This window comes from Janthinobacterium sp. SUN176 (assembly GCF_030587335.1).
Classification (GTDB): domain Bacteria; phylum Pseudomonadota; class Gammaproteobacteria; order Burkholderiales; family Burkholderiaceae_D; genus Janthinobacterium; species Janthinobacterium kumbetense.
The window spans coordinates 2916033-2938020 of sequence record NZ_JAPWIA010000001.1 but is presented as its reverse complement, the minus strand read 5'-3'; the positions used below and the strand labels follow the sequence as shown (position 1 = coordinate 2938020).

The following is a 21988-nucleotide window of genomic DNA, read 5'->3' as shown; positions in this document are numbered from 1 at the left end:
GAATGGAGCGGTATTAGAACATGTCGCAGGGAAAAGTCGCGCACATGAAAAAAGCCCCGCCTGCATCGCTGCAGCCGGGGCTTTCGAATGACCGGGCAGCTCGCGCCGCCCGCCATCACTTACAGTACTTCGCTGGCGTGATCGGCCAGGCGCGAGCGTTCGCCGCGCGCCAGGGTGACGTGGCCGCTGTGGGTCCAGCCCTTGAAGCGGTCGACCACGTAGGTCAGGCCGCTCGAGCCTTCCGTCAGGTACGGCGTGTCGATCTGCGCGATGTTGCCCAGGCACAGGATCTTCGTGCCGGGACCGGCGCGCGTGACCAGGGTCTTGACTTGTTTCGGCGTCAAGTTTTGCGCTTCATCAATGATGAGGAACTTGTTGACGAAGGTGCGGCCGCGCATGAAGTTGAGCGACTTGATCTTGATGCGCGAGCGGATCAGGTCTTGCGTTGCCGCACGGCCCCATTCGCCGCCATCGGAGTCGGACTTGTTCAGCACTTCCAGGTTGTCGTCGAAGGCGCCCATCCATGGCGACATCTTTTCCTCTTCCGTGCCTGGCAGGAAACCGATGTCTTCGCCCACCGGCACCGTCACGCGGGTGACGATGATTTCATTGTAGAGCTTGGTTTCCAGCACTTGCGCCAGGCCGGCGGCCAGGGCCAGCAGGGTCTTGCCGGTGCCGGCCTGGCCCAGCAGGGTGACGAAGTCGCATTCTGGATTCATCAGCAAGTTCAGCGCAAAATTCTGCTCGCGGTTGCGCGCCGTCACGCCCCACACATTGTTCTTCGTGTGGCTGAAGTCGCGCAGGGTTTGCAGCACGGCCGTCTTGCCGTTGATCTGTTTCACCTGGCCATAGAACGGTGTTTCGCCGTTTTTCGGTTCCAGGTAGATGAACTGGTTGACCAGCAACGATGGAATGAACGGGCCCGTCACGCGGTAGAAGGTGGAGCTGTAGCCGTTCTTGCTTTCCTGCCACGATTCCATGTCCTTGCCGTGCTTGTTCCAGAAGTCGTCCGGCAATTGCACGATGCCCGAGTACAGCAAGTCCGTGTCTTCCAGCACATGGTCGTTGAAGTAATCTTCGGCTGGCAAGCCCAGGGCGCGCGCCTTGATGCGCATGTTGATGTCCTTCGACACCAGCACGACGGGACGGCCGTCCTGTTCCGACTCGAGCGAGCGCACGACGGCCAGGATCTGGTTGTCGGCCTTGCCTACTGGCAAGCCAGCCGGCAGGTCGGCGCTTTGCAGGCGCGTCTGGAAGAACAGACGGCCCTTGGCATCCTTGTTGCCCAGCTTGGACAGCAGGATGCCGTGCTCGATGGCATCGTCATCCGTGTTGCTGATCAGGGCGTCCAGGGTGCGGGAGACCTGGCGCGCATTGCGCGCCACTTCCGTCATGCCCTTCTTATGGTTGTCCAGCTCTTCCAGGGTCATCATCGGCAGGTACACATCGTGTTCCTCGAAGCGGAACAGCGACGATGGATCGTGCATCAGCACGTTCGTGTCGAGCACGAACAGCTTGCTGATGCCGCGCTGGTCGGCGGCGCGGCTGGCGGACGACTTGAGCTGAACTTCGACCGCCTTGTGCTTGGCCGGATGTGGCTGCTCGACTTGCTTGACGGATTTCAGCGGCGTGACCTTGCCCTTGGCTGCCGGCTTGGTTTTCGCGGCAGGAGCAGGGGCTGCGGCCACTGGCGCCGGTGCGGGCGCCTGTACTGGCTTGGCGACCATCAGGGCCGCCACTTGCTTGATCTTCGTGGCCGCATTGCGGACTGGCTTGGCAACTTCGGCGATCGCCGCTTCAATGATCGGTGCAGCCACTTTCTTGGCTGCCGGGGTTTTGGTGGTCGGGCGCGCTGCGCCTGCGGTTGGGTAATCTTGGGTGGCCAGGATGGTGGCTGGCTTGCTCGGTAATTTTGGCAGTGGCATCAGGATCTCAATCAAAAAATTTCTGGAATGAATCGCCCATGGGCAGCCAGCTTCTGGCGGCACTTCTCATGGGGTGGATGCGGGGGGAACAACAATGCTACAGGACGAGTAACTGCCGGAAGGCCGGCAGCATGGCCGGTCATGGACGCCATCGGCGGGCTGCAGGCCCGCCTGGCGGAGTGGATGGAGGCGCTTCGTTGACTCAAAATGGCGATAGGTACCGTGAACTGAACTGCGGTTGAACTAAGCTCGCTGGAAGCCGGCAACGCGCATTGGATCAAAATGGACGATCAATTCAGATGCGCTACGAATTCCAGCACTTCTTCCACGTGAGTTGCGACCTTCACGCCTCTCCATTCTTTCACCAATCGGCCCTGGGCGTCAATCACAAACGTACTGCGCTCGACGCCACGGACCGTCTTGCCGTACATCTGTTTCATCTTCATGACGTTAAACAGCAGGCAAACGGCTTCGTCCGGGTCGGAAATGAGCTCGAATGGCAGCTCCAGCTTGGCTTTGAAGCTTTCGTGCGAACGCAGGGAATCGCGGCTGATGCCGTAGATTTCCACGCCGGCAGCGACGAATTGCGAATACGCATCGCGAAAGGCGATGTTTTCCGTGGTGCAACCAGGGGTGTTGTCCTTCGGATAGAAAAACAGCACCGTGGCCTTGGCCAGGCGGCCCAGCAACTGAAAGGTCTTGCCGCTGGTCATCGCGGCGCTAAAGTCGGGTATGCTAACGAGGGATTGGCTATCAGCCACAGGTTCTCTCCTGAACGGTGATCATCAGCGCTGTTTTTAATCTGGCAACGCATCCAGGTGCAACAATACAGCATTCAGGCCGCTTTGCCCTGCACAATCAGGCGTCCCGAACGGCCTGGCAACTCATCCCAGGTGACGGGACAAACGGGCAAGTCCGTATTTTTTATCTTTTCATAATAATCGCCCATCGAGGCGAACTGGTAGCCCTGGGCTTTCCAGCCAGCCAGCAGTTGTTCGAAAATGGGGGCGAGTTTCTGTCCTTCAAGTTCCGCATGCAAGGTATATACGTGATCGCGCGGATTGTCGGCCGTCAATGACAGGATATGCGCCGCAACATTGCCGGTCGTGATCAGTTTGCCATCGATTTCGCAGCCCAGCAATTCATCCAGGGTGGGCAGGGTGGTGGGCAATTGCACGCATTGCAGGATCGTGTTGCCGTTGCGCACGCGGTGCGGGCCATTGCTTGGATGCACCATGGCGCCGCGCGCGTCGAGCATGGCGCGGCCATCGGAGGCAAAGCGGTAGCCGGCCGTGTCGTGTTCGACAAAGGCGCTGACATTCATTTGCCAGCCGGCCGCGCCGTGCGTGTGCGGCTTTGTTCCAAACACTTGTTCGTAGCGGTTGGCGGCCTTGCGCATCATGTTGATGGTCCAGGCGGCGTTGCGCTTGGCCACGTTGTCTTGCCACAGGGTGTGATCCCAGGTGTGGATGCCGCACTCGAAACCGGCATCGCGCACGGCGCGCAATTGCGCCGCGCATTGCTTGCCGATATCGGGTCCCGGCAGCAAAGTGCCGTACATCAATGTTTTCAAGCCGTAGTGCTCGACCACCGAGGTGCGCGATACCTTGCTGAAAAAGCCGGGTTTCAAGGCGCGCCGCAGGGCCCAGCCCGTGTGGTCGGGGCCCAGCGAGAACAGAAAGGTGGCCTTGGCCTGGTGCGCGGCCAGCATGCGCACCAGATTGCCCATACCTTCACGGGTGCCGCGATAGGTATCGACGTCGATTTTCAGGGTCAGGAACGGCTTGCTCAACATTAATCCATCAGTGCTTTGGCTTGGGCTACCTGGCTGCGGTAGGCGTCGAAAATGTTGCGCAGGGAATCGGCCATGGTGGTGGTCGGCGCCCAGCCCAGCTCTTCGCAGGTATTCGTGATTTTCGGCACGCGGTTTTGCACGTCCTGGTAGCCGGCGCCGTAGTAGGCGCCCGAGGTCGTTTCCACGATTTTCACGTGTTTCGCGCCTTCGGCGTATTCCGGGTATTCGGCGGCCAGGGTCAGCATCATGCCGGCCAGGTCGCGGATCGAGTAGTTATTGGTCGGATTGCCAATGTTGTAGATCTTGCCGCTGGCGATGCCGTTCTTGTTGGCGATGATGCGGATCAGCGCATCGATGCCGTCGTCGATGTAGGTGAACGCGCGTTTCTGCGCGCCGCCATCGACCAGCGAGATGTTCTCGCCGCGCACGATGTGGCCGAAGAATTGCGTCACCACGCGCGAGGAACCTTCTTTTGGCGTGTGGATCGAGTCCAGGCCGGCGCCGATCCAGTTGAACGGACGGAACAGGGTGAAGTTCAAGCCTTCCATGCCGTAGCCCCAGATTACGCGGTCCATCAGCTGCTTGGCGTTCGAATAGATCCAGCGCGGCTTGTTGATCGGGCCGCAGATCAGTTCCGAGTTTTCCGGGTCGAATTCCTCGTCATGGCACATGCCATACACTTCCGAGGTCGACGGGAAGACCAGGTGCTTGCCGTACTTGGCGGCCGAGCGCACGATCGGCAGGTTGGCTTCGAAGTCCAGTTCGAAGACGCGCAGCGGCTGCTTGACGTAGGTCGAAGGCGTGGCGATGGCGACCAGGGGCAGGATGACGTCGCATTTCTTGACGTGGTATTCGACCCATTCCTTGTTGATCGTGATGTCGCCTTCGAAGAAGTGCATGCGCGACTTGTAGTTGTCATCTTCCAGCAATTCCGTGATGCGGTCCGTGTTCATGTCCATGCCGTAGACATGCCAGTCGGTGGTTTCCAGGATGCGCTTGGACAGGTGGTGGCCGATGAAGCCGTTGACGCCTAAGATGAGGACTTTTTTCATGTGAGATTCTCTTGAGTTAAATCAGTGTGTGCTGACGCGGGTGGTCAGACTTGCTTGCAATTGTTGAGCCGAAATCGGCTCCCCGGCAGCCCTCAGCGCGGAAATGGCCAGCATGCGGCCGTCTCCGCAGACGCCAAAGATGCAATTATCCACTACCGCCAAGCCCGGTGGCAAACTTCCTGCGGAAAGCTTGCTCAAACAAGCTTTTTCGATAATATAAATGACATCATTGACTTCGGTGAAGGCGCCGGGATAGGGGGGCGCAACGGCCCGGTGCAGGTTGTAAACCTGCTGCGCGGGTAACTTCCAGTCTATCCTGCCATCTTCGGGTTTGCGGCCGCCAAAGTAGCCGCCCTGGCGCAAATCGTTGAGCTGGCGCGGCGCCGTGCCGTCCAGCAAGGCCGGCAGCACGTTCCACAGGGTTTGTTCCGCCGCCACGGTGACCTTGCCGAAGACTTCGAAGGCCGTGTCGTCGGGCAGGATGGGCACGGCCGTTTGCGCGACGATGGCGCCGGCATCGGGCTTGACCGTCATTTCATGCAGGGTGGCACCCGTTTGCGGGGCGCCATGCAGCACGGCCCAGTTGACGGGCGCGCGGCCGCGGAACGCCGGCAGCAGCGAGCCGTGCATATTGTAGGCGGGCGCGACTTCCAAGATGCTAGCCGGCAACATGTGGCGGTAGTAAAAACTGAACAGCATGTCCGGTGTTGCCGCCTGCACCTGCGCCAGCAACTCGGGCGCGCGGGCGTCCGATGGCGTGATGTACGGAATGCCTTCCGCCTGGCACAGGCTGGCGACGGATTCGAACCACAGGTTTTCCGTGGGGCTGTCTTCGTGCGTGACGACGAGGGCGATGTCGACGCCGCCGGCCAGCAGCACCTTGATGCAGCGCACGCCTACATTGTGGTAGCCGAAGACGACGGCGCGCGGGGCGCCCATCAGCGGCCCACCTGGCGCTTTTCCAGGCGCACGTACGATGGCGCCTCGGCTTCCGCCTGCGTCATGCCGTCCTGCAAGATGGTTTGCACCACGTAGCGGGGACGGGCGCGCACTTGCTGGAAGATGCGTCCCACGTATTCGCCCACCAGGCCGATGCCGAACAGGATCACGCCCATGAAGAAGAAGGCGATGGCGAACAGGGTGAACACGCCTTCGGCTTCCGCGCCCAGCAGAAAGCGGCGTACCAGCAGGAAGACCACCAGCAATGCCGAGCCCAGCGACAGCGCCATGCCCAGCATGGAAAAGATTTGCAGGGGAATCAGCGAAAAGCCCGTGACCAGGTCGAAATTGAGGCGGATCAGGCTGTACAGCGAGTATTTCGATTCGCCAGCCGCCCGTTCCTCGTGTTCGACGATGATTTCCGTCGGCTTGCGGGCAAAGGTGTAGGCCAGTGCCGGCACGAAGGTATTGACTTCGGCGCATTGGTTGACGAGGTCGATCACGTTGCGGCCATACGCGCGCAGCATGTTGCCCTGGTCGGTGATCTTGATATTCGTGATTTTTTCGCGCAGGCGGTTCATCATCTTCGAGGCCAGCGTGCGCCAGGCGGAATCTTGCCGCTTGCGCCGGATCGAGCCCACGTAATCGTAGCCTTCGCGCATCTTCGCCACCAGGTTGCCGATTTCCTCGGGCGGATTCTGCAGGTCGGCGTCGAGCGTGATCATGATCTGTCCGCGCGAGGCTTCAAAACCGGCCAGGATGGCCATGTGCTGGCCATAATTGCCGTTGAACAAGATTACGCGCGTGACGTCCGGGCGCTGACGGAACTGTTCCGCCAGGATGGGTACCGAATTGTCGCGGCTGCCATCGTTGATGAAAATGATCTCGTAGCTCGTCTGGAGGGCGTCGAGGGCCGGATACAGGCGGGCGAACAGGCTGGCCAGGCCATCTTGCTCGTTGTAGATCGGAATGATAATGGACAGTTCAGGTTTCATCGGCGCGCTGCTCATTTGATGAGAATGGATTTGACGGTGGCGACGGCGCGTTCCACGTCCTGTGTCGTCATGGCGTAGAACATCGGCAAGGTCACGGTCAGGCGGCCGATCTTTTCCGAGACGGGGAACATGCCCTCGGTAAAGCCGCGTTCGCGGTACATGGTAAACAGGTGGATCGGTGCGTAATGATAGCCCGTTCCCACGTTTTGCTGCGCCATTTGCTGCATGAAGGCGGCGCGCGTGCCGGGTCCATTGTCAGGCAGGATGATCTGGAACAAATGCCAGTTGCTGTTTTCAAAGTCCTGCACGGGCAGCTGGGCGCCGCTCAGCGCTTCGAAATCGCTGCCGAATTGCGCGAAATAGTGGCGTGCCAGTGCGCGGCGGTGGGCCGTGATGGCCTCGATATTGGCGAACTGGCCCAGGCCGATGGCGGCCATGATGTCGCTCATGTTGTACTTGCCGCCCAGCACATCGACGTCGATGCCGTCGACGCCGCTGCGCGTCACGCCCTGCAGCCGGTATTTCTCGGCCAGTTTCGCTTCTTCCAGGTTGTTGAGGACGAGGCAGCCGCCTTCGCCCGTGGTGATGTTCTTGTTGGCCTGGAAGCTGAACGAGACGAAGTCGCCAAACGCGCCGATGCGCTTGCCTTTCCAGGTGGAGCCGAACGCTTGCGCCGCGTCTTCCACGACCCTTAAGTTGTACTTTTCAGCAATCGCGTACAGGCGGTCCATGTCGACGGGCAGGCCGGACAGGTAGACGGGGATGATGGCCTTGGTACGCGGGGTGATGGCCGCTTCCAGTTTGTCGAGGTCGATATTCCGGGTGACGGGATCGATGTCGGCGAACACGGGCGTGGCGCCCACTTCGATGATGACGTTGGCCGTCGCGACCCACGACACGGGCGTGGTGATGACTTCGTCGCCGGGGCCTATGCCAGCGATGCGCAGCGCGATTTCCATGGTGCACGTGCCCGAATTGAAGGTGCGCACTGGGCGCCCGCCGAAATACTCGGACAGCTGGGCTTCGAAGGCCTGCACTTTCGGGCCGCTGGTGATCCAGCCCGAGCGCAGCACTTCGCCGACGGCGGCGATGGTCGCTTCATCGATGGTGGGTTTGGAAAAGGGCAAAAAGGGCAGGGTAGAGGTCATGGGGCGCAGTTCTTGGATCTGTATTGTGTCAGGGTATCGGCATCGCCGAGGCTGCCAGTGCCGTCAAAAGGCGCCGGCAGGCATGGCTATTTTATATCGTCAGTATGGCGGCGCAGCCCTTCAGCGGTGAAAAATCCTGCTGATGCGGGGGTGGGGCAAGCTGGCCGGGGGCGCGATCCGTGCTGCCTCGCGCCCCAGTTAAATAATTACTTGTTTGCAACGACCATGCGGCGCGCATCTTCGGCAATCACACGCATGGGCACGCCACGACCCTGCAATTCCTTGTAACGGTACAGGCTGATAATCGCCATGTCGTGCACGCCGGCATTGGCATCGTTCGTCCATTGCGTGATGAAAGGCTCGATGTTCGGGATGGACAGTTCGGGCTGCTGTTTCAGGCCAAACGTAAACTCATCCCAGTAATCGACGAGGATCACGGGCCGCTGCAGGTAATACGTCAGCGACTGTTCATAGATGCCGACCGAATAGAGCTTGGTATCGGCCGTCAGTTCGGCCTGGATCTGCGGCAGCATGTCGGTGCCTGCGCGGTTCTGGCCATACAGTTCGGAGCCGGCCAGGATGCAGTGCGTGGCCAGGAAACCGGCGCCGGCGATGGTCAGCACCGTCATGTCTCGGCGCAACTGGCGCGCATGCAGCAAGGCCAAGGCGCCGCCCGCCAGGGCAAAGAAGCCGGCCGCCATCAGCCATGGCTGGTAGCCCTTCAGCGCGACCAGGGCTTCCGCGTCGCGTGCGCTGGCCTTGCTGAAGGCGATCGGTCCGCCGATCAGGATGGCAGCGCCCAGCACGCACAGCAGGCCGGCGGCGAACAGGCGCTGGCGGCGCGAGGCCGACTCCAGGTACAGCGCCACCAGCAGGGCCAGCGCCGGGAAGATGGGCACGATGTAGCCAGGCAGCTTCGAAGTCGAATAGCTGAAGAAGAAGAAAATGAAGACGGCCCAGACGAGCAGCATCAAGCGGGGCTGGAAGGCGCCTTCCTGGCGCTTGAAGGCGGCGGCCAGGCTTTGCGGCAGCACGCCTATCCATGGCAGGATGCCGGGAATGAGCAGCACCAGGAAGTAATACCAGGCGCCTTCGCGCTTGTGGCCCTTCATCAGGAAGCGCTGGAAATGCTCGTGGATGAAGAAGAAATGCGGTTGTTCCGGATTGCGCAGGGCGACCAGCACGAACCACGGCGTGGCGATGGCAAAGAACACCAGCAAGCCCTTGACCAGGTGCAGCCGCGTCCAGATGCGCCAGTCGCGCGCGCACAGCGAATACAGCACCAGCACGGCGCCCGGCAGCACGATGCCGATCAAGCCCTTGGCCAGCACGGCCAGCGCCATGGCTGCCCAGCAGGCCAGCATCCAGTTGCGGCGCTCGAACTCCGTGGCGTCGTCGCGCTGGGCGATCAGCAGGCTGCCCAGGGTGAGGGTCATCATGCCCGACAGGCCCATGTCCAGCGAATTGATCTGGCCGGAAGCGAGCCAGAACAGGCTCGATGCCAGCACCAGGCCCGCATACAGGCCCACGCGCGGGCCGAACACTTTCTTGCCCGCGTAAGCCGTCATGCATACGCCGATGATGCCGCACAGGCCAGTCCACAGGCGCGCCTGCCATTCGCCCAGGCCGAAGGCGGCGAAGGTCAGCGCATTCATCCAGGTTTGCAGCGGCGGCTTTTCAAAGTACTTGATGCCGTTCAGGCGCGTGGTGATCCAGTCGCCCGTGACGAACATTTCGCGCGCCATCTCGGCGTAGCGGCCCTCGTCGGGCGGTACCAGGGTGCGCACGCCCAGCGCATACAGGGTGACGACGATGAAGATGCCCAGCAGGGACCACATCAGCACCCGCGACGAGTGCAGTTCGTTGACATTGATTTTCATGCGGGCGTGCCTGCGGCCGGGGCCAGGATCAGGGCCAGCGTGACCTTGCGGCCTTCGCCCATGAGGATATTGTAGGTGCGGCAGGCAGCCTGGCTATCCATGCATTCGACGCCGATGCGGCGCATGGTCAGCGCGGCCGTCAGCTTCGGATGCACGAAACGCTGGCGTTCGCCCGTGCCGAGGATGACCACGTCGGGCGCATCGGCCAGGATCTGCGCGAAATGCGCCTCGTTCAGTTGCTCGAAACTGTCCACTTCCCACGCCCGCGGAGGCATTTCCGGCATGACGATCAGGCTGTAGTTGTAGGGCTGGGCATTGATCTCCACGCCGTTTTCGTCATAGCCGGTGACAGTCTGGTATTGTTGGGTGCTGCTGGCATGGAGTTTCATGGCGATATCGGGGGCTGGTCGTGTCGGTTGATCGGTGCGCGCGCGGCCAAACTGCGTGCCGCGGCCAAGGGCGTAAGCATGCCATAAATGACAGAAAAGAGCGACTGAAAAGCAATATCCTTTCCAAATTGCAATCTTCGGCGCCACAGTGGGACTGCCTGCTTGCTCCATGGTAATGCTGCCAGATTAAGGGAAGATGAAGATGGCGCGTGCCCGATTGCCGTCCGGAGGCGCCGGCGTGGCAGAATCGGCGTCAAATGCTGGGGTTGGCCATGTTTAATTTGATAAAATGGCCTGTTTTCGGCGAGAATGGTTGTTTTCGCCTTGCAGTCTTTCGCATCGCAGTTTCACGGGTTCATAGTTCTGGCGCGGCTATCATGCTGCAAGTTCTGCTTACCGCGCCGCATCACGACAGGGATTTATTTTGCGACCGATTCAGAAATCGAATAAATTGGCGGATGTCTGCTATGACATCCGCGGCCCGGTCCTGGAAAAATCCAGGCAAATGGAAGAAGAAGGCCACAAGATCACCAAGCTCAATATCGGCAACCTGGCCGTATTCGGCTTCGATCCGCCGGACGAGATCGTGCGCGACATGATGCTCAACCTGCAAAATGCCGCCGGCTATACGGATTCGAAGGGCATGTTCGCGCCGCGCAAGGCCGTCATGCACTATACGCAGGGCAAGAACATCGCCGGCGTGACCATCGATGACATTTATTTGGGCAATGGTGCTTCCGAACTGATCGTCATGTCGATGAACGCCCTGCTCAACAGCGGCGACGAAGTGCTGGTGCCGGCGCCCGATTACCCGCTGTGGACGGCCGCCGTCAGCCTGTCGGGCGGCAATCCCGTGCATTATGTGTGCGACGAGCAGAACGAGTGGTATCCCGACATCGAGGACATGCGCCGCAAGATCACGCCGCACACCAAGGCTATCGTCGTCATCAACCCGAACAATCCCACGGGCGCGCTGTACCCGGTTTCCGTGCTGCTGCAGATCGTCGAACTGGCGCGCCAGCACCAATTGATCATTTTCGCCGACGAGATCTACGACAAGGTGCTGTACGACGAAGCCGAGCACGTGTCGATCGCCTCGCTGGCCGACGACGTGCTGTTCATCACCATGAACGGCTTGTCGAAGAATTACCGCTCCTGCGGCTACCGTTCCGGCTGGATGGTGGTCTCGGGCGAAAAGCGCCACGCAAAAGATTACATCGAAGGCCTCAACATGCTGGCCTCGATGCGGCTATGCGCCAACGCGCCGGGGCAGTTTGCCATCCAGACGGCGCTTGGCGGCTACCAGAGCATACAAGACCTGGTGGGGCCCGGCGGGCGCCTGTTGAAACAGCGCGACCTGGCGCACAAGCTGCTGACCGATATTCCGGGCGTCACCTGTGTCAAGCCAAAGGCCGCGCTGTACATGTTCCCGCGCCTGGACCCGGAGATCTACCCGATCGCCGACGACCAGCAGTTTGCCTATGAATTACTGGCCGAAGCCAAGGTCCTGATCGTGCAGGGCACGGGCTTCAACTGGATCGCGCCCGACCATTTCCGCGTCGTCTTCCTGCCCAACTCCGATGACCTGACCGAGGCCATGGGCCGCATTGCGCGCTTCCTCGAAGGTTACCGCAAGCGCCACAGCCGGGGCTGAGCCAGACAGTAGCAATACCGATCAACCTGGCGCCGCCCAAGGGGGCGCCACTTATGAGCAGTCAAGCACACTATGAAATCCATCAAGATCGGCCTGCTGGGCCTGGGCAATGTCGGTTACGGCACGTTCAGCGTCCTGAAACGCAACCAGGAAGAAATCAAGCGCCGCGCGGGCCGCGGCATTGAAGTCGTCGCCGTCGCCGTGCGCGACGTGGCGCGCGCCGAAACGCTCGTCGCCGGCGGCTGCAAGGTCGTCAATGACCCCTACCTGATCGTCAACGATCCCGAGATCGACATCGTCGTCGAACTGATCGGCGGCTACGACCTGTCGAAAACCCTGGTGATGCAGGCCATTGCCAACGGCAAGCACGTGGTCACGGCCAACAAGGCCCTGCTGGCCGTGCACGGCAATGAAATCTTCGCCGCCGCCCAGGACAAGGGCGTGATGGTAGCCTTCGAAGCGGCCGTCGCCGGCGGCATCCCCATCATCAAGGCGTTGCGCGAAGGCTTGACGGCCAACCGCATCGAATGGATCGCCGGCATCATCAACGGCACCACCAATTTCATCCTGTCCGAGATGCGCGACAAGGGCCTCGATTTCGCCACCGTGCTGAAACAGGCGCAGGAACTGGGCTACGCGGAAGCCGACCCCACCTTCGACATCGAAGGCGTCGACGCCGCGCACAAGGCCACCATCATGTCGGCCATCGCCTTCGGCATCCCGGTGCAGTTCGACAAGGCCTACGTGGAAGGCATCAGCAACCTCAATGCCGTCGACATCCGCTACGCCGAGCAGCTGGGCTACCGCATCAAGCTGCTGGGCATCACCAAGCGCGCCACCGTCAATGGCGTGGAAGGCATCGAGCTGCGCGTGCATCCGACCCTGATCCCGGCCAAGCGCCTGATCGCCAACGTGGAAGGCGCCATGAACGCGGTGCTGGTGCATGGCGACGCCGTCGGCGCCAGCCTGTACTCGGGCCGCGGCGCGGGCGCCGAGCCGACCGCGTCGTCGGTGATCGCCGACCTGGTCGACATCACCCGCCTGGCCACGGCCGACCCGGAACACCGCGTGCCGCACCTGGCGTTCCAGCCGAACGCGATGACCGATATCGCCATCCTGCCGATGTCGGAAATCACCACCAGCTACTACCTGCGCATGCACGTGGCCGACCAGCCGGGCGTGCTGGCCGACCTGACGCGCATCCTGGCCGAACGCAGCATCTCGATCGACGCCATGCTGCAAAAAGAGCCGGCCGAAGGCGAGACGCATACGGACATCATCATGCTGACGCACCAGACGCAGGAAAAGAATGTCACGGCCGCCATCGAGAAGATGGAAGCATTAAATAGCGTGGTGGGCACGGTCACCAAGATCCGCCTGGAAAACCTCAGCTGAGCGTTTTTAGCGATCCATGCAAAACGGCGCCCGCGGGCGCCGTTTTTTCATCCGATGACTGTCTTAATGCTGCGGTACGTCGGGCGCGCCGACGGGTCCCACGTCCATGCCGTCATAGCTGGCCAGCTGGTTTTCCTGGGCAAACGCCATCAGTTCGCCATTGCGCGCGTGCAGGCTGTCGACGCCATGCACTTCGGCCTTTTCCACGTGCAGCACCCACACGGGCGGTGCCGCCGGATCGTCGAGTTCCGGCTGGTACAGTTCCACCGGGCGGTAGCCCTGCAGCGCCAGCACGGTGGCGGCCTGCTCCAGCGGTTCGGAAGTGGGGTTGGTGAAGTAATAGCCCCACAGCAGCGGCTGGGACAGGTCCCAGGGCGCGTTCTCGGCGATGTTGGCGAACAGTTCGCTTACGTCTTCTTTGGTCATCATGGCGGAATCTTTCAGTCAATTTCAGGGCGAGATATTAACATCGGCGCCCGTGGCGCGCCATGCGCCCATAAAAAAACCGGCTGTGCAGCCGGTTTCTTATCAGCCGTTAAAACGGCTGGATGCTGATGCGCGCGAGCGCGAATCAGAACTTGTAGCGCAGGCCGATCGACAGCAGGTCGGCTTTCAGCTTGGCGCCATCGCCGTTTGCTACCTTGCCGAAGTTTTCGTATTCCGCAACCAGCGACAGTTTTTTGTCGAAGTGGTAAGCGGCACCGATGCCAAAGATGGCGGAGGTCTTGTTGGTCGAGTCGTTAACGTTCTCACCAACGACGCTGACTTTGGTGCGGTTTTGCGATACGCCAGCCTTGGCGAACAGCGAGAACTGTTCGTTCAGTGGCAGGGTGCCGGTGGCGGCAACGTAGAATGCGTGGCTTTTCACGTCCAGTTTATCGCCGTCGAAGGTTGTCGTCAGTTTGCCAAAGTCGACGTAGCCGGCTTCCGCGCCGAAGTTTTGCGTGAGGTCGTAGCCTGCGTAGGCTTTGTAGCCGGTATTGCTTTTCTTGACCGAAGGGGTGTCACCCGACAGTTTCAATTCCGAACGGCCGACGTTGGCGCCAGCATAGAAACCTTCAGCTTGAGCGAACAATGGGAATGCCAGGGCGGCGCCTACGACTGCTGCAAACAATTGCTTTTTCATATTAATCCTAGGTAATTAATGCGGAGAGACTGTCTCGCCGCTTAATGGGAGCCGAATTGTATAGGGATGAATATGTTTATGTAAGGCAATTATTTAAAAAATATTAGAAATAAGCTACGTGTTGTTTTTGGGCAACACTCCGTGTCGAATGACTATCTATGCAGGCCATCATGCGGCGCCGCCGAAATGCACGCTGACTTTCAATCCGTGGCCATTTTCCGCCGTCGCCAGTTCCAGGCGCGCGCCGTGCAGGGCGGCAATGTCGCGCACGATGGCTAAACCTAGCCCCGCGCCGCCAGGATTGCTCTCGAGCGCCGTGCCGACGCGGTAGAACGGCGTGAATACGCGTTCGCGCTCGGCCGGCGGGATGCCCTTGCCGCTGTCTTCCACCTCCAGCACGGCGCCGTGTTCGTGGCCGTTCCCCGTTTGCGCCGCGCGCACGCGCAGGATCACGCTGCCGCCCTGCGGCGTGTAGCGCAGGGCGTTGTCGACCAGGTTGGCCACCAGTTCATGCAGCAGCAGGGCCTGGCCATGCACGGGCGCTTCGTCGGGCGCTTCCAGCGACAGGTCGATATGCCTGCCGACGGCGGCCATGGCCATTTCCAGTCCCACCTGCTGCGCCACGTCGCGCAAGGGGACGGCGTCCATCGCCAGGCTGTCGCCGCCATGCTCGATGCGCGCCAGGGTCAGGAGGCGGTTGGCCAGCAGCACGGTCGAATCGGTGGTGGTGGCGATCGAGCGCACGATGTCGCGCAGGGCGGCGATGTCCGGCGGCCCGCCCGCCTGGCGGTCGCACTCGCGCATGGCCAGTTCGGCCTGGGTTTTCAGCACCGTCAGCGGCGTGCGCAACTGGTGCGAGGCGTCGGCGATGAAGCGGCGCTGGCTGGCGATCAGCTGCTGCAGGCGCGACATGGAGCCGTTCATGGCGCTCACCAGAGGGCGCATTTCCTTGTGCACCAGCGTGGGGTCGACGTCGGACAGGTCGGACAGGGTGCGCGTCTCGACCTCCGTTTTCAAGCGCATCAGCGGGCGCAGCACCAGGCGCACGGCAAACCACACGAGGGCGCCCATCACCAGTATCATCGCCGCCTGCCAGCTCAGGGTGTCGAACAGGATCTGGTTCGACAGGCCGCGCCGCGCGTCCAGCGTTTCGGCCACCTGGATCAGGGCGATGCCGCGCATCGAGTCGTCGTACACGGGTTGCAGCAGGGCGGCAATGCGGATCGGCTTGCCGTGGTAGTCGGCGTGGTAGAAGCGCACCAGGGCGGGATAATTCTGCGAGCGGGGCACGTTTTTCGGCACGGGCGGCAAGTCGCCATAGCCCGACACCAGTTCGCCATTGATGCCCGTCACCTTGTAATAGATGCGGCCCAGGGTGTCTGTTTCGAAGCTGTCGAGCGCCACGTAGGGCACTTCGGCCACCACCTTGCCGCCGACGATGGAGACGCGCTCGGCCAGCGCCCGCGTCGACGCCAGCAAGGAGCGGTCGTAGGCCATGTCGGCCGCGTCGAGCGCGTTGCGGTAGACAAAGACGGCATCGAGCAGCACCAGCATCACCAGGGGGATGAGCAGCCAGCGCAGCAGCTGGCTGCGCAGGCTGCCCAGCGGCCGGCCCTGCGCCCAGCGCCGGCGCAAGCGTTCGAGCATGGGCGGGCGTGGGGCGCGCACGGTCATTTCGGCGCGGCCGGCGCCATGGCGCTGCGCGGCTGCAGCAGGTAGCCGATGCCGCGCAGGGTGGTGATGACGGCGCCGTCGGGCGAGCCGCTTTCCACGCCGCTTTCCAGCTTCTTGCGCACGCGGTGGATATACAGTTCGATGGCGTCCAGGTTGGCGTCGTCGGCCAGCGCAAAGACTTCGTCGAACAGTTTTTCCTTCGACACGGCGCGTCCCGAGCGCGTGATCAGCGCTTCGAGCACCGCGTGTTCGCGCGGCGTCAGGGGAAACGGGGCGCCGGCATAGCTGAACATGCGCGTGACGGTGTCGAAACTGAGGGCACCGCACGCATGCACGAGGGCTTCGTTGCCCTGGCTGCGGCGCAGCAGGGCTTTCACGCGCGCTTCCAGTTCGGCCAGCTCGAACGGCTTGGCCATGTAGTCGTCGGCGCCCAGGTTCAGGCCCTGCACTTTTTCATCCAGGCCGCCGCGCGCCGTGAGTATCATGACGGGAGTCTTGCCGCGCGTGCCGCCGCGCGCGCGCAGGCGGCGCAGCACGTCCAGGCCATCCATCTTCGGCAGGGTCAGGTCGAGCAGCACCAGCGAGTATTCCTGCGTGTGCAGCAGGGCGTCGGCATCGGCGCCGTTGTGGGCGGTCTCCACCGTCAGGTGCGCGTCGCGCAGGGCCTTTGCCAGCCAGTGCGACAGCTCCAGATGGTCTTCCACTAATAATATGCGCATGGTCTCCGCCATTCGTTGAAATGGATGCAGTGTAAGCCTGCCGGCGCCGCGCCGACAGGGGCGGCAATGAATATGTTTGCCCCCTTTGTGGCTGGCTGGCGACACCTGTCAGTCTGAAAGCGAATTGAAAGGATCGCGCTCATATAGTGTGATCCTGATTCATGAAATTGATCAGGCATATCACTAATAACTATATCTAAGGGAGATACTCTACATGAAGAAGACCGCATACTCGCTGGCCGCTCTGGCTGTCCTGGCCGCCGCTGGCAGCGCCCAGGCACAATCGAACGTCACGCTGTACGGCCGCCTGGACGCCGGCGTCAGCACCACCAGCAACGCCGGTCCGAACAAGAGCTCGATGACGCAAGTGAGCTCGGGCGGCATGAACACCTCGCGCTGGGGCATCCTGGGCAGCGAAGACCTGGGCGGCGGCCTGAAAGCTGTCTTCAACCTGGAAGGCGGCATCCTGGTCGACACGGGCGCTGCCGACGGCGCGCTGTTCAAGCGCCAGGCCAATGTGGGCCTGGAAGGCGCATTCGGTCGCGTCGTGCTGGGCCGTTCGTTCACCACCGTGTATGACTTCGTGCTGCCGTTCGATCCGATGGCCTATGCGCCGTTCTATTCGTGGGCCACTTCGGCCAATGCGACGGGTCCGAGCAAGTACGGCATGACGACGGCCTTCGACAACATGGTCAAGTATTCGGGCAAGACGGGCGACTTCAGCTACGGCGCATCGTACGGCTTCGGCGAGCAGTCGACGGGCAACTCGGACAGCGCCAAGCTGTCCACGGCCGTCACCTACAAGACCGGTCCTGTCAGCCTGCTGGCCACGTATGAGCAGGTGAACGGCAATGCCATCGCCGGCGGCGCGCGCGACAAGACCACCGTCTACCACCTGGGCGCCATGTATGACGACGGCCCGTGGAAAGTGCAGGCGGCGGCGCGCGACTACAAGCTCGATCCGGCTGCCTCCGGCAAGGCCGACGTGCGCGGCACCCTGTACTGGGGCGGCGTCAGCTACAAGACCACGCCGGTGATCACCCTGACGGGCGTGATCTACTACCAGGACGTGAAAAACGTGGCCGCCAACCTCAATGCCGATCCGATCATGTACGTGGCGCGCGTGCGCTATGCCCTGTCCAAGCGCACCGACCTGTATGTGGCCGGCGCCTACGCCAAGGCCAAGCACAACCAGTTGGTCAGCCTGTCGCGTGACGATGCCGGTTTCGGCGACACGCAGCGCGGCCTGATCGCCGGCATCCAGCACCGCTTCTAAGGCATGACGATGCTGCGCTCCCTGTTCCTGTCCTTGCTGTGCCTGCTGCCCGCCCTCGCGGCGGCGCAGGCGTCGGCGCCGGCCGAGTGCGTGGTGCCGTCCAAGCCGGGCGGCGCCATGGACCTGACCTGCAAGCTGGCGAAAAAAGGCCTGGCGCAGGAGGGCGCGGCAGCCGCCATGGCGCCGATGCGCATCAGTTATCTGCCCGGCGGCATCGGCGCCGTGGCCTGGCACTCGATGGGTTCGCAGCGCCGCCGCGCGGAGCCGAACACCCTGGTGGCGTTTTCGGGCGGTTCGCTGCTGAATCTGGCGCAGGGCAAGTTCGGCAATGCCAAGGCGGGCGACGTGCGCTGGGTGGCGGCGCTGGGCGCCGACTACGGCATGATCGCCGTGCGCAGCGATTCGCCCTACAAGACGCTGGGTGACTTGATCGCGGCATTGCGGCAGCATCCGGACAAGGTGCTGATCGGCGTCTCCGGCACCATCGGCAGCCAGGACTGGCTGAAGATGGCGCTGGTGGCGCGCCAGGCCGGCATCGATCCGAAAGTACTGCGTTTTGTCGCGCTCGAAGGCGGCGGCGAAGTGTTTACGGCGATGCAGGCCGATTATGTGCAGGTGGTCTCGGGCGACACGTCCGAAGCCACCCTGAACGCCAGCGCCAACCATGCGCGCGTGCTGGCGGTGCTGTCGGAGAAGCGCCTGCCAGGCGTGCTGGCCGGCGTGCCGACGGCGCGCGAGCAAGGCGTCGACGTGGTCTGGCCGATCATCCGCGGCGTGTGGATGGGGCCCCAGGTGCCGGAGGCGGACTACCAGCGCTGGGTGGCCACCTTTGACCGCGTCATGGCCACGCCGCAGTTCGCGGAATGGCGCGCGCAGGCCGGCCTGTATCCATTCGCCCTGACGGGGCCGAAGCTGACGGCGTATGTCAGGAAGGCGGTCGACGAGTATGCCAGGCAGGCGAATGAGCTTGGCCTGATGCGCTGACCGACATCTCATTAAATAAAAAACCTATTCATAGACGGAGACAACCACATGCAAACCAAGACCCTGCTTCAAGCCGCCCTTGCCACCGCGTTTGCCAGCCTGGCCGGCGCCGCTTTCGCCCAGGTACCGGCAGGTTATCCGGCCGACTACCAGAAGATCATCGACGCGGCCAAGAAGGAAGGCAAGGTGGTGATCTACAGCGCCACCGACAGCAAGGCCGCCGCGCCGCTGATCAAGGACTTCAGCGCCCTGTATCCCGGCATCTCGGTCGAATACAACGACATGAATTCCACCGAAGTGTATAACCGCTTCATTTCCGAAGTGGCCGCCGGCGGCAACACGGCCGACGTGATGTGGTCTTCGGCGATGGACTTGCAGATGCGCCTGGCCTCCGATGGCTACGCCCTGAAATACAAGTCGGTCGAAGCGGCCAAGATCCCCGGCTGGGCCATGTGGGACGACCAGGCCTACGGCACCACGTTCGAGCCGGCCGCCATCGTCTATAACAAGCGTTTGCTCGACCCGAAGGAAGTGCCGAAGAACCACGACGACTTCGTCAAGCTGATCGCCACGCCGAAGTTCAAGGACAAGGTCACCACCTACGACATCGAGAAATCGGGCGTGGGCTTCATGTTCATGGCGCAGGATGCCAAGGAATATCCGCAATTCCTGGCGCTGCAAAACGCGTTCGGCACGGCCAAGGTGCGCGTGCAGTCGTCGACGGGCACCATGATGGAGCGTATCTCGTCCGGTGAAAACCTGATCGGCTACAACGTGCTGGGTTCCTACGCGCTGGTGCGCGCCAAGACCGACCCGTCGATCGGCGTGGTGCTGCCCAAGGATTACACCCTGATCCTGTCGCGCGTGCAGTTCATCAACAAGAACGCGAAGAACGTCAACGCCAGCAAGCTGTGGCTCGATTACATCCTGTCGCACCGCGGCCAGACCATCATCGCCAACGGCGCCAAGCTGTTCGCCATCCGCGCCGACGTCACGGGCGAGACCACCTCGGCGGAACTGATCAAGGAAATCGGCACGGCCAACGTCAAGCCGATTCCCGTGCATCCGATCATCCTGCAATTCCTGGGGCCAGCCAAGCGCATGGCCTTCCTGAAGCAATGGAAAGAAACAGCCGGCAAAAAATAACGCCGACTTAGCCGCCCGCGAGCCTGGCTGCGGGCGCACGCCGTACCCTTCATTCATTGGATTCATCATGCAAACTGCTATCTTGCCGCTGCCTGCACGGTCGCGCTCTCCCTTGTCGCGCCTGAACTGGCCGCGCGGCGTGGTCGTGGCGATTACCCTGGTCGCCATTTTCCTGCCGCTGTTCCTGATTTTTTACCAGAGCTTTTTGAACGCGCCCTTCTTCATGCCGGTGCGCGAATTCGGCTTTGATTCCTACCGTTTCATCTTCGATGATCCCGATTTCGCCATGGCCTTCAAGAATGGCCTGATGCTGGCCTTCGGCCTGACCGTCATCGCCGTGCCGCTGGGCGGCATGCTGGCCTTCCTGATGGTGCGCACGGATTTGCCGGGCCGCGGCTGGGTGGCGCCCATGCTGCTGGTGCCGATCTTTGTCTCGCCGATGGTGATGGGCTTTGGCTACGTCGTCTCGATGGGACCCGTGGGCTTCTATTCGATCTGGGCCAAGGAGCTGCTGGGCTTCGTGCCCTGGAATATCTATTCCTTCACCAGCATCGTCATCATCGCTGGCCTGACGCACGTGCCGCACGTCTACCTGTATGCCTCGTCGGCGCTGAAAAGCCTGGGTTCGGACGTGGAAGAAGCGGCCCGCGTGGCCGGCGCTTCGCCGATCCAGGTGATGCTCAATGTGTCGCTGCCGATGATCATGCCTGCACTGGCGTATGCGGGCGTGCTGGTGTTCTTCCTCGGCTTCGAGGTGTTCGGTCTGGTGTTGGTGCTCGGTGATCCGGAAGGCCATCTGGTGCTGCCGACCTATCTGTACAAGCTGACGAACAAGCTCGGCACGCCGTCGTACCACCTGATGGCTGCCGTCGCCGTGTGCCTGGTGATGGTGACCATGCCGCTGGTGATGATACAGCGCTGGCTGCTGAAATCGGCCAACAAGTACGTGTCGATCAAGGGCAAGGGCGCGCGCAGCAAGGCCATGCCGCTGGGCCGCTGGAAGTGGCTGGCGTTTGCCTTGCTGGCCGGCTGGCTGATCTTCACCATCATCCTGCCGCTGACGGGCATCGTGCTGCGCTCCTTCGTGCAGTACTGGGGCGAGGGCGTGCACCTGGCCGACGTGCTGACGTTGCAGCATTTCCGCGATATTTTCGACCAGCCTTCGCTGGTGCGCGGCATCGTCAACACCATCCTGATCGGCGTCGTCGGCGGCGCGCTGGCCGTGGGCTGTTACAGCTTCATCGCGCTGGCCATGCACCGCAAGCAGGACGGCATCACGCGCCTGCTCGATTACAGCGTGCTGGTGCCGCGCGCCGTGCCGGGCCTCTTGGCCGGCCTGTCGTTCCTGTGGGTGTTCCTGTTCGTGCCGGCCTGGCTCGACGGCATATTGAAAGGCATGGACAACGGCGTGGCCCTGTGGCTCAGCGGCCATGTGATCCCCGTGCTGCGCGAAGTGCGCTCGACGATCTTCGCCCTGTGGCTCGCGTATTCGGTGGTGTGGATGGCTTACGGCATGCGCCTCATTTCGACGGCGTTGCTGCAGGTGGGGCCGGAGCTGGAAGAGGCGGCGCGCGCCGTCGGCGCCAGCCGCGGCCAGGTGACGCGCGACGTGACCCTGCCGCTGATCAAATACGGCTTGCTGGGCGCCTGGCTGATGGTGTTCCTGATTTTCGAGCGCGAATATTCGACGGGCGTGTACCTGCTCTCGCCGGGCACGGAAGTGATCGGCGCCATGCTGGTGTCGCTGTGGGCGGGCGGCTCGACCGACCTGGTGGCGGCGCTGTCCTTCATCAATATCACCCTGGTGGCCATCGGCCTGGGCATCGCGCTGCGCTTTGGCGTGAAGTTACATAACTGAGCTGCATAACTAAGAATAGACTGAGACCACATC

19 protein-coding genes are annotated in these 21988 nt (G+C 62.0%); 6 read left to right on the top strand and 13 right to left on the bottom strand.

Annotation, left to right across the window (positions count from 1 at the left end; genetic code table 11):
- Positions 1–119: 119 nt before the first annotated feature.
- From O3299_RS13290 to O3299_RS13250, 9 genes are all read right to left on the bottom strand, one after another.
- The gene (locus O3299_RS13290; protein ID WP_305062475.1) at positions 120–1925 is read right to left on the bottom strand and encodes a PhoH family protein; all 1806 of its coding nucleotides are present in this window, start codon (positions 1923–1925) and stop codon (positions 120–122) included.
- 290 nt (positions 1926–2215) lie between these two features.
- Complete coding sequence (locus tag O3299_RS13285; RefSeq protein WP_305062474.1) at positions 2216–2686, bottom strand: peroxiredoxin; 471 nt, start codon at positions 2684–2686, stop codon at positions 2216–2218.
- 74 nt (positions 2687–2760) lie between these two features.
- Positions 2761–3720 carry a polysaccharide deacetylase family protein gene (locus O3299_RS13280; RefSeq protein ID WP_251350447.1) on the bottom strand — a complete coding sequence of 320 codons (960 nt, stop codon included), beginning with the start codon at positions 3718–3720 and terminating at the stop codon, positions 2761–2763.
- The gene (locus O3299_RS13275) at positions 3720–4772 is read right to left on the bottom strand and encodes a bifunctional UDP-4-keto-pentose/UDP-xylose synthase (RefSeq protein ID WP_070290550.1); all 1053 of its coding nucleotides are present in this window, start codon (positions 4770–4772) and stop codon (positions 3720–3722) included. Before O3299_RS13275 ends, O3299_RS13280 begins: the two co-directional genes overlap by 1 nt.
- Positions 4773–4793: 21 nt before the next feature.
- On the bottom strand, positions 4794–5711 hold the full coding sequence (locus O3299_RS13270; protein ID WP_305062473.1) for a formyltransferase: 918 nt from the start codon (positions 5709–5711) through the stop codon (positions 4794–4796).
- Positions 5711–6706 (bottom strand): glycosyltransferase, encoded by a 996-nt coding sequence (locus O3299_RS13265; RefSeq protein WP_251350449.1) that lies wholly within the window; start codon positions 6704–6706, stop codon positions 5711–5713. Before O3299_RS13265 ends, O3299_RS13270 begins: the two co-directional genes overlap by 1 nt.
- A gap of 11 nt (positions 6707–6717) precedes the next feature.
- Positions 6718–7854, bottom strand: coding sequence for a DegT/DnrJ/EryC1/StrS aminotransferase family protein (locus tag O3299_RS13260; RefSeq protein WP_099667015.1), 1137 nt, complete (start codon positions 7852–7854; stop codon positions 6718–6720).
- Positions 7855–8060: 206 nt separating this feature from the next.
- A complete protein-coding gene (locus O3299_RS13255; protein ID WP_305062472.1) occupies positions 8061–9734 on the bottom strand; it encodes a glycosyltransferase family 39 protein in 1674 nt (557 codons plus the stop codon).
- On the bottom strand, positions 9731–10123 hold the full coding sequence (locus O3299_RS13250) for an Mth938-like domain-containing protein (protein ID WP_099667017.1): 393 nt from the start codon (positions 10121–10123) through the stop codon (positions 9731–9733). Before O3299_RS13250 ends, O3299_RS13255 begins: the two co-directional genes overlap by 4 nt.
- 424 nt (positions 10124–10547) lie before the next feature.
- On the opposite strand from O3299_RS13250, the gene O3299_RS13245 reads away from it, so the two are divergent.
- Both O3299_RS13245 and O3299_RS13240 read left to right on the top strand, forming a co-directional pair.
- Positions 10548–11777 (top strand): pyridoxal phosphate-dependent aminotransferase, encoded by a 1230-nt coding sequence (locus O3299_RS13245; protein ID WP_152256881.1) that lies wholly within the window; start codon positions 10548–10550, stop codon positions 11775–11777.
- Positions 11778–11849: 72 nt separating this feature from the next.
- Complete coding sequence (locus O3299_RS13240; protein WP_099667019.1) at positions 11850–13172, top strand: homoserine dehydrogenase; 1323 nt, start codon at positions 11850–11852, stop codon at positions 13170–13172.
- 63 nt (positions 13173–13235) lie between these two features.
- Here O3299_RS13240 and O3299_RS13235 read toward each other — a convergent pair whose 3' ends face one another.
- The 4 genes from O3299_RS13235 to O3299_RS13220 form a co-directional block, all read right to left on the bottom strand.
- On the bottom strand, positions 13236–13601 hold the full coding sequence (locus tag O3299_RS13235) for a ribonuclease E inhibitor RraB (RefSeq protein WP_077407485.1): 366 nt from the start codon (positions 13599–13601) through the stop codon (positions 13236–13238).
- 142 nt (positions 13602–13743) lie between these two features.
- The gene (locus O3299_RS13230; protein ID WP_251350453.1) at positions 13744–14298 is read right to left on the bottom strand and encodes an outer membrane beta-barrel protein; all 555 of its coding nucleotides are present in this window, start codon (positions 14296–14298) and stop codon (positions 13744–13746) included.
- A 168-nt stretch (positions 14299–14466) separates the two neighbouring features.
- Complete coding sequence (locus O3299_RS13225; RefSeq protein ID WP_305053145.1) at positions 14467–15945, bottom strand: sensor histidine kinase; 1479 nt, start codon at positions 15943–15945, stop codon at positions 14467–14469.
- 23 nt (positions 15946–15968) lie between these two features.
- Entirely contained in the window at positions 15969–16691 is a 723-nt protein-coding gene (locus O3299_RS13220) for a response regulator (RefSeq protein WP_251350454.1), read from the bottom strand.
- A gap of 214 nt (positions 16692–16905) precedes the next feature.
- Here O3299_RS13220 and O3299_RS13215 point away from each other — a divergent pair, with 214 nt between their 5' ends.
- From O3299_RS13215 to O3299_RS13200, 4 genes are all read left to right on the top strand, one after another.
- Positions 16906–17967, top strand: coding sequence for a porin (locus O3299_RS13215; RefSeq protein WP_099667023.1), 1062 nt, complete (start codon positions 16906–16908; stop codon positions 17965–17967).
- A gap of 3 nt (positions 17968–17970) precedes the next feature.
- A complete protein-coding gene (locus O3299_RS13210; RefSeq protein WP_305052804.1) occupies positions 17971–18951 on the top strand; it encodes a tripartite tricarboxylate transporter substrate binding protein in 981 nt (326 codons plus the stop codon).
- A gap of 48 nt (positions 18952–18999) precedes the next feature.
- Positions 19000–20097 carry an ABC transporter substrate-binding protein gene (locus O3299_RS13205; protein ID WP_099667024.1) on the top strand — a complete coding sequence of 366 codons (1098 nt, stop codon included), beginning with the start codon at positions 19000–19002 and terminating at the stop codon, positions 20095–20097.
- Positions 20098–20164: 67 nt separating this feature from the next.
- On the top strand, positions 20165–21955 hold the full coding sequence (locus tag O3299_RS13200; protein WP_070219148.1) for an iron ABC transporter permease: 1791 nt from the start codon (positions 20165–20167) through the stop codon (positions 21953–21955).
- The last annotated feature ends 33 nt before the right edge of the window (positions 21956–21988 follow it).

Coding starts and splice junctions, on each gene's coding strand:
- O3299_RS13215 (WP_099667023.1), top strand. CDS start 16,906: ATGAAGAAGACCGCATACTCGCTGGCCGCTCTGGCTGTCCTGGCCGCC.
- O3299_RS13235 (WP_077407485.1), bottom strand. CDS start 13,601: ATGATGACCAAAGAAGACGTAAGCGAACTGTTCGCCAACATCGCCGAG.
- O3299_RS13200 (WP_070219148.1), top strand. CDS start 20,165: ATGCAAACTGCTATCTTGCCGCTGCCTGCACGGTCGCGCTCTCCCTTG.
- O3299_RS13250 (WP_099667017.1), bottom strand. CDS start 10,123: ATGAAACTCCATGCCAGCAGCACCCAACAATACCAGACTGTCACCGGC.
- O3299_RS13260 (WP_099667015.1), bottom strand. CDS start 7,854: ATGACCTCTACCCTGCCCTTTTTGCCCTTTTCCAAACCCACCATCGAT.
- O3299_RS13240 (WP_099667019.1), top strand. CDS start 11,850: ATGAAATCCATCAAGATCGGCCTGCTGGGCCTGGGCAATGTCGGTTAC.
- O3299_RS13225 (WP_305053145.1), bottom strand. CDS start 15,945: ATGCTCGAACGCTTGCGCCGGCGCTGGGCGCAGGGCCGGCCGCTGGGC.
- O3299_RS13265 (WP_251350449.1), bottom strand. CDS start 6,706: ATGAAACCTGAACTGTCCATTATCATTCCGATCTACAACGAGCAAGAT.
- O3299_RS13280 (WP_251350447.1), bottom strand. CDS start 3,720: ATGTTGAGCAAGCCGTTCCTGACCCTGAAAATCGACGTCGATACCTAT.
- O3299_RS13205 (WP_099667024.1), top strand. CDS start 19,000: ATGCAAACCAAGACCCTGCTTCAAGCCGCCCTTGCCACCGCGTTTGCC.
- O3299_RS13255 (WP_305062472.1), bottom strand. CDS start 9,734: ATGAAAATCAATGTCAACGAACTGCACTCGTCGCGGGTGCTGATGTGG.
- O3299_RS13220 (WP_251350454.1), bottom strand. CDS start 16,691: ATGCGCATATTATTAGTGGAAGACCATCTGGAGCTGTCGCACTGGCTG.
- O3299_RS13275 (WP_070290550.1), bottom strand. CDS start 4,772: ATGAAAAAAGTCCTCATCTTAGGCGTCAACGGCTTCATCGGCCACCAC.
- O3299_RS13210 (WP_305052804.1), top strand. CDS start 17,971: ATGACGATGCTGCGCTCCCTGTTCCTGTCCTTGCTGTGCCTGCTGCCC.
- O3299_RS13270 (WP_305062473.1), bottom strand. CDS start 5,711: ATGGGCGCCCCGCGCGCCGTCGTCTTCGGCTACCACAATGTAGGCGTG.
- O3299_RS13290 (WP_305062475.1), bottom strand. CDS start 1,925: ATGCCACTGCCAAAATTACCGAGCAAGCCAGCCACCATCCTGGCCACC.
- O3299_RS13230 (WP_251350453.1), bottom strand. CDS start 14,298: ATGAAAAAGCAATTGTTTGCAGCAGTCGTAGGCGCCGCCCTGGCATTC.